This window comes from uncultured Romboutsia sp., assembly GCF_958366745.1.
Taxonomy (GTDB): Bacteria; Bacillota; Clostridia; order Peptostreptococcales; family Peptostreptococcaceae; genus Romboutsia; species Romboutsia timonensis.
Genome location: NZ_CATXCO010000128.1, coordinates 1 through 6,820 on the forward strand (window position 1 = coordinate 1; position 6,820 = coordinate 6,820).

General features: G+C 28.9%; 10 protein-coding genes. All 10 read right to left on the minus strand.

Going from position 1 to position 6,820, the window contains the following annotated elements:
- Positions 1 to 937 (minus strand): glycine--tRNA ligase subunit beta (gene glyS / locus Q5F54_RS08980; RefSeq protein WP_302334274.1); only part of this gene is annotated, 937 nt, incomplete at its 3' end.
- A complete protein-coding gene (glyQ, locus tag Q5F54_RS08985; RefSeq protein WP_071121200.1) occupies positions 937 to 1,815 on the minus strand; it encodes a glycine--tRNA ligase subunit alpha in 879 nt (292 codons plus the stop codon). The genes glyS and glyQ, both read right to left, overlap by 1 nt.
- A gap of 129 nt (positions 1,816 to 1,944) precedes the next feature.
- Positions 1,945 to 2,547 (minus strand): DUF4342 domain-containing protein, encoded by a 603-nt coding sequence (locus tag Q5F54_RS08990; protein WP_071121201.1) that lies wholly within the window; start codon positions 2,545 to 2,547, stop codon positions 1,945 to 1,947.
- Positions 2,540 to 3,313: a DNA repair protein RecO gene (gene recO / locus Q5F54_RS08995; RefSeq protein ID WP_071121202.1), complete on the minus strand. Its 774-nt coding sequence runs from the start codon at positions 3,311 to 3,313 to the stop codon at positions 2,540 to 2,542. Before recO ends, Q5F54_RS08990 begins: the two co-directional genes overlap by 8 nt.
- The gene (locus tag Q5F54_RS09000; protein ID WP_071121203.1) at positions 3,279 to 3,434 is read right to left on the minus strand and encodes a YqzL family protein; all 156 of its coding nucleotides are present in this window, start codon (positions 3,432 to 3,434) and stop codon (positions 3,279 to 3,281) included. Before Q5F54_RS09000 ends, recO begins: the two co-directional genes overlap by 35 nt.
- 72 nt (positions 3,435 to 3,506) lie before the next feature.
- Complete coding sequence (locus Q5F54_RS09005; RefSeq protein ID WP_302334275.1) at positions 3,507 to 3,695, minus strand: magnesium transporter; 189 nt, start codon at positions 3,693 to 3,695, stop codon at positions 3,507 to 3,509.
- 14 nt (positions 3,696 to 3,709) lie between these two features.
- Complete coding sequence (gene mgtE / locus Q5F54_RS09010; protein WP_302334276.1) at positions 3,710 to 4,876, minus strand: magnesium transporter; 1,167 nt, start codon at positions 4,874 to 4,876, stop codon at positions 3,710 to 3,712.
- Between the two features lie 11 nt (positions 4,877 to 4,887).
- On the minus strand, positions 4,888 to 5,778 hold the full coding sequence (gene era, locus Q5F54_RS09015) for a GTPase Era (RefSeq protein WP_071121205.1): 891 nt from the start codon (positions 5,776 to 5,778) through the stop codon (positions 4,888 to 4,890).
- Positions 5,779 to 5,990: 212 nt separating this feature from the next.
- The gene (locus Q5F54_RS09020) at positions 5,991 to 6,707 is read right to left on the minus strand and encodes a diacylglycerol kinase (protein WP_071121206.1); all 717 of its coding nucleotides are present in this window, start codon (positions 6,705 to 6,707) and stop codon (positions 5,991 to 5,993) included.
- A gap of 5 nt (positions 6,708 to 6,712) precedes the next feature.
- Positions 6,713 to 6,820: rRNA maturation RNAse YbeY (locus Q5F54_RS13145; RefSeq protein ID WP_302334277.1), on the minus strand; the 108-nt coding region annotated here is incomplete at its 5' end.

Genomic DNA, 6,820 nt, shown 5'->3' on the forward strand with positions numbered 1-6,820 from the left:
TAACTTTGTCTATTCTATAATCATTACCATTTCTAACTGCTATAAAGTTAGGAAGTAATTTTCCATCTTTAACAACAGGGAAGTATCTTTGGTGTTGTTGCATTGGAGTTGTAACAACTTCTTTTGGAAGTTTTACATAATCTTCATTGAATTCTCCATAAAATGCTGTTGGGTATTCAACTAAGTAAGTTACTTCTTCTAATAAATCTTCGTCAAACTCAACTTCTCCACCTAAAGATTTAGCAACTTCTATACATTGCTTTCTTATCATTTCTTTTCTCTTATCTTGGTCAAGTATTACAAAGTTTTCTTCTAACTTTGTTAAGTAATCTTCTAATGAATTTACTTCAAATTCACTTTGTCCTAAGAATCTATGACCTTTTGTTATATTAGATGATTTTATTCCTTCTAAATCTATTTCAAGTACATTGTCATTTAGTAAAGTAACCATCCATCTTATAGGTCTTGCAAATCTCATGTTTCTTCCACCCCAACGCATAGCTTTAGGGAAAGTTACATTTTTTACTGCTTCAGGTAATATAGTTTTTAATACTTCACTAGTTTCTTTACCTTCTTGTCTTATTGTTCCAAATATGTATTCATCTTTTCCTAAAGTTTTGAAAACAACATCTTCTTCTTTAAGACCTTTACTCTTCATAAACCCAAGTGCAGGTTTTGTAAAGTTTCCATCAGCATCTAATGCTATTTTCTTTGAAGGTCCTTTAACTTCTTCTTCTAAGTTACTTTGTCTTTCACTTATATTTTCAACTATAAAAGTTAATCTTCTTGGAGTTCCGTATGTTTTTATATCACTAAATTCGATTCTATTTTCATTGAACATCTTAGTTAAGTTGCTCTTTATTTGATCTAAGGTACTACTTACAAATCTTGATGGTAATTCTTCAACACCAACTTCAAATAAAAGGTAGTTATTCATTATTTATCACCTCTCTTTAAAAGTGGGAATCCCATTTCTTCCCTTTGCTTTACAAATGCTGCAGCAACATTTCTTGACATATTTCTAACTCTTCCTATGAAAGATGCCCTTTGGCTAACCCCTACAGCTCCTCTTGCATCTAAAGTATTAAATGCATGAGAACATTTTAGTACATAGTCATAAGCTGGAATTACTAGACCTTTTTCCATTAACTTAAGACCTTCTTTTTCATATATATCAAATAAGTTAAATAACATATCTGCATCACATTCTTCAAATGCATACATAGAGTTTTCGTATTCAGCAGATTTAAATATATCTCCATAAGTCATTTCATCATTCCATTTTAAATCATAAACGCTGTCAACTTCTTGGATATACATTGCTAATCTTTCTAGACCATATGTAATTTCTCCTGTTTCAAGTTCACATTCTATACCACCAACTTGTTGGAAATATGTAAATTGAGTTATTTCCATACCATCTAACCATACTTCCCAACCAAGTCCCCAAGCTCCAACTGTAGTTGATTCCCAGTTATCCTCAACAAATCTTATATCATGTTCATTTGGATCTATACCGATAGCTTTTAAGCTTCCTAAATATAATTCTTGAATGTTATCTGGAGATGGCTTTAATATAACTTGGAATTGGTGATGTTGATATAATCTATTTGGATTTTCACCATATCTACCATCAGCCGGTCTTCTAGATGGTTCTACATAGCAAACCTTCCAAGGTTCTGGCCCTAATGATCTTAAAAAAGTGTTAGGATTCATTGTTCCCGCACCTTTTTCTACATCGTAAGGTTGCATCATTATACATCCTTGTTTAGACCAATAATTTTGCAATGTAAGTATCATATCTTGAAAATTCATAATAATACCTCCTTTAATAAAATTGCTTAATATAACAAAGCCTTTCGTCTACACGAAAGGCCTTTAATAGCTATTTTCTAACTTTTAGAATATCAAATTAAACAATATTTGTCAATGTAAATGGTGATCCTATTTATTTAAATTCTCATCATCTTCATTGATAAGTTCGTCAGTTATATCTTTATCATCTTTTTTATTATCTACTACAACATCTTTTACTTCTTTGGCTGTGTTAACTAGCATTTGCTTTAACATATTAAGTTTTTCTTCATTTAGTTCACCTAAATCAACTATACTGCCATCATCTTCATTTTGTATTTTTATTCTACACTTTCCTATAACTGCTGCAGATAATCCAACTAATGTATAGATAGGAAGTAATGCTACACCTACTACACCTACTGTTAACGGTATATTCATTATAACTTTATTATTTCTATCAATTATAACTCTTATTACACTACTTCTTTTAAGTAATTCTTTTGCTTGTTCTTTCATTTCTTTAAAATCTTCACTATCTTTAGAAAACATATCCTCTACTGCTTTTTTAGCTTGTTTAGTCTTCTTTGATAAATTACTTTCTATTGTAGTTTTATTAGATTCTAGTGCTATTATAGATTCTATAACATCTCCATTATGATCTATAAGTGCTTGTTTAGCCTCTGCATATGTTGCACTAGGCACTCTTTGTATTACTGCATCAATCTTTTCTATTGTAATTTCGTTACTCACCCTTATCAGCTCCCTTAATATTTTCTATATCTTTTAAGAAGTATAACGATTTAAAGTTTACATTATCAATATAAACATTTAAATATTGCTTTAGAACTTTTTCTAGTTCATAAGTTATATACTTAGATACTTTAGCCTTGCTACATGTCAATATATCATTATTTAATATATATTCCATTAGCTTTATAGTTGTTACATCTAATTTTATATTTTCTTCAGTATTTTCACTACATAAATCACATAACAAGCCACCTTCATATATATTGAAAATTGCTGACTTTATACTCTTACTTCCACAGCTACTACATCTGTTCACAACTGGTCTAAAGCCTATATAGTCTAGAAATTTTAATTCAAAGGCCCTTGTTATAAACTTTTTATCTGTATTTTCTTGTGTATATAAGTATAGAGTCTGGGCAAGTAGTATAAATAATCTATTATTAGTTTGATTCTCGCATGTAGAACCTTCTACAAGTTTAGTAATATAGGTAGCATATGAAAATGCCTCTATATCATATGAAATATCATAAAAACTTTTTATTGTGTCACTTTGATTTACTGTATACATATTTCCTTTTCTTTTTAATGTATAGTTCGCATAAGAAAAAAGTTGCGCTGATGAAAGCAATGAACTTTTATTTCGTTTTGCTCCCTTAGCTATTGCAGATACTTTTCCTAATTTACGCGTAAATAAAGTTAATATAACATCATTTTCTTTGTACCTTACTGCTTTAAGTACTATCCCCTGGGTGTTCAGTATTATCATCGGTGTTATCTATCTCCCTTAACTCATCAGTTTCTTCATGCAAGTTTTTACAGTCACTTAAATATAGATATGCTTCTATACTACCCGTCTTTTTAAAAACTTCCCAACATAAATTGTTCATTTTTAAAAAACCCCCTTCTCACGGTTATAATTATATTCTTAGTAAGAAGAGGGTAAATAATACATTAAGTTATTAAACAATTTTTGACAATATTATAGTTGTTGTTACTAAGTATATTGTTATTCCTGTTATATCAAGCACTGTAGCTATAACTGGGGCTGATATAATTGATGGGTCTGCATCTAATTTTTTAAATAATATAGGCATAAATCCACCTATCATAGCTCCAACAATCATATTTATAAATAACGATACAGTCACAACTAATACTATATTTATAATATAAATACTATTATACTAACTATTAAGCTACATATTATACCTGTAATAATTCCTACTACAGCTTCTCTTATAACATTATTAAATTCTAGGTCTTTATTAGATAAACTCATTACAGCAAGAGCTGATGATTGAGTTCCTATATTTCCTCCCATACCTAAAACCACAGGTATAAAAAATACTAAAGATGCATATTTAGGATTCATTATAAAGTCTAAGTTTGAAAGTATTGCACTTGATAAAAGACCTGCTAATAAAGTAATTATTAGCCATGGTATTCTCGCCCTTACAGATGAAAATATTTGCTCTGTTGCCGTTTTATTTACATTTTGTGCTATATCTATTTCGTGTTCCGATGTTCCTGCAAACTTATACATATCTTCAGTTGCTTCTTCTTCCATTACATCTATTATATCATCTACTGTAATTATACCTTTTAATCTGTGTTCTCTATCTATAACAGGTATTGCTATTAAATTATATTTTGAAACTAGTCTAACTGCTTCCTCTCTATCTTCATCTACAAAGACAGATATTATATTCTCACTCATTAAATCTTTTACTATACTACTATCTCTAGCAAGTATTAATTCTCTTAGCGATAAAACTCCTACTAATCGTTCTTCATTGTCAACTACATATACATAGTATATAGTTTCTGCATCTTCTGCATATTCTCTCATATGAGATATTGCCTCTTTAGCTGTCATATATTCATTAATTTGTATATATCCAGTCGTCATTATTCCGCCAGTTGATTCTTCTTCATATATTAATAGTTCTTTTACATCATCGGCATCTTTTTCACTTAAAAGTTCCATTATGTTTTCTCGCTCATCTTCTTCTAACTGACTTAATATATCTGCCATATCATCAAGAGACATTAATTCTAATATATTCTTTTTATTTTCTGTATCTAGTTTTGATAATATATTACTAAAAAACTCAACATCACTTTCTTCTAATATAGAAGCAGCCATATCTAAAGGAAGTACTTCAAATAGTTTTATTTTTTCATTTTCTTCTAGATTTTCCATTATCTCGAATATATCTATTATATGATATTCTTCAAGTAACTCTCTAAGTTCTAGTATTTTGTTATTTTCAATTAATATTGTTACTTTATTTAATAAATCTTTGGAAGCATCCTGTTTCCTATCCATATAATTCACCTTTATTTTTCAGTATATCCAAAATTACTTACATAATTTTGTAAGTTTCTCCAATTTTCTTTTACTTTTACCCATAATTGAAGATTTGCTTGAGATCCTAAAAGTAATTCTATATCAGCTCTTGCTGACTTTCCTATACCTTTTAATTTTCTACCATTTTTCCCTATTATTATACCCTTGTGTGAGTCTCTTTCACAATATATTACAGCTGATATATCAACTATTTCTTTATCTTTTCTTGATTTCATTCTTTCTATTTCAACTGCAACTCCATGAGGTACTTCATCATGTATATAATGTAGCACTTTTTCTCTTATAAGTTCTGACACTAATACTCTTTCTGGTTGATCAGTTATCATATAATCAGGGAAGTACTGAGGTCCTTCTTCTAAATGTGATTTTATAACTTTCAAAAGCTCATTTATATTTCTTCCTTTTAATGCTGATATTGGCACTATTTGTTCAAATACACCTTCAGCATTATACATTTTCATTAAATCAAATAACTCTTCCTCATTTAATTGATCAATTTTATTTAAAACTAAAACAACTGGAGTTTTTATATTCTTTAAGTCATCTATTATTTTTCTATCTCCAGGTCCTATTTTTTTAGATTCATCTACAACGAATAATACTAAATCTACGTTTTTAAATGCATCTGTCGCAGACTTAACCATAAATTCACCTAATTTATTTTTAGGCTTATGTATTCCAGGTGTATCTAAGAACACTACTTGTGCTTCTTCATCTGTGTATACTGCTTGTATTGTATTTCTTGTAGTCTGAGGTTTATCACTCATTATTGCTATTTTTTCTCCAACTACATTATTCATTAAAGTAGATTTTCCAACGTTTGGTCTTCCTACTATACTAACAAATCCTGATTTAAACATGTTGCATTTCTCCTGTCTCAATAAATTAATTTATTTTATATCTATAAACCTATATTATAAAAAAATCATAATAAATATTCTTATATTAATATAATTTATTATTTTATTTAGTATCTTACATTATAACATAAAAAAAGAAGTCGTGAAGGCTTCTTTTTTATCTCATTAAAGTATTAAGAATAAAATATTTATTTTAGGTATTAGTCTAAGCGTTACACTAATAGTTGAATTTGGAATACTAATATAGTTATTAGTGTACCTAATAATCCACCTGCAACAGTTTCCCAGAAGGTATGTATATTCCCCTCTATCCTACTTTGTGCAACTAATACTGCCATTAAATATGCTAAAGTTGAAGCTACTACTTTTTCTCCTAAAAAAGTTATAGCTGTTGCTGTAGCAAATGCAAGCGCAGTATGACCACTTGGCATCCCACCCCTTAAAGGTGTTCCTGTTGATGTCATAGCTTTTACAACTACAACAGCTATTAATACTAAAACAATACAAATTAATGTCAAATGTATTTGTGATTGTCTTATAGTATTTAGCACTGAATCAGATAACTCTGTTAACTTATTATAAAATAATAAATATCCTACTACAGCAGAGTTTAAAGCTGCTATTAAAACCCCTCCTGCAGCTACATCTTTAGCAATTTTAGCTAATACATGATACTCATCAGTTATCATATCTATAGTTTTTTCTATAGCTGTATTAAACATCTCTGCTATTACAACTAAACTTATTGCAAATACCAATAGTATCATTTCTAATCTTTTCAAACCTAAAAATAAACTTGCTGTTAATACCACTACAGCTAAAAAATAATGTATTTTCATATTTCTTTCAAATTTAAAAGTATATATTATACCTTCTATAGCTGCATTAAAAGCTTTAATTATACCTTGACGAGTTTTAGTTTTTTTCATAAAGCCTACTCCCTCGTTATGTTTAGCTTATTTAATATATATTCTTCCTTTTCTCTCATCTGTTTTGTATTTTCTTCTGTATCATGATCATACCCTAAAAGATGGAATGTACT

Coding starts and splice junctions, on each gene's coding strand:
- glyQ (WP_071121200.1), bottom strand. CDS start 1,815: ATGAATTTTCAAGATATGATACTTACATTGCAAAATTATTGGTCTAAA.
- recO (WP_071121202.1), bottom strand. CDS start 3,313: ATGATAATACTGAACACCCAGGGGATAGTACTTAAAGCAGTAAGGTAC.
- Q5F54_RS09000 (WP_071121203.1), bottom strand. CDS start 3,434: ATGAACAATTTATGTTGGGAAGTTTTTAAAAAGACGGGTAGTATAGAA.
- mgtE (WP_302334276.1), bottom strand. CDS start 4,876: ATGGATAGGAAACAGGATGCTTCCAAAGATTTATTAAATAAAGTAACA.
- era (WP_071121205.1), bottom strand. CDS start 5,778: ATGTTTAAATCAGGATTTGTTAGTATAGTAGGAAGACCAAACGTTGGA.
- Q5F54_RS09020 (WP_071121206.1), bottom strand. CDS start 6,707: ATGAAAAAAACTAAAACTCGTCAAGGTATAATTAAAGCTTTTAATGCA.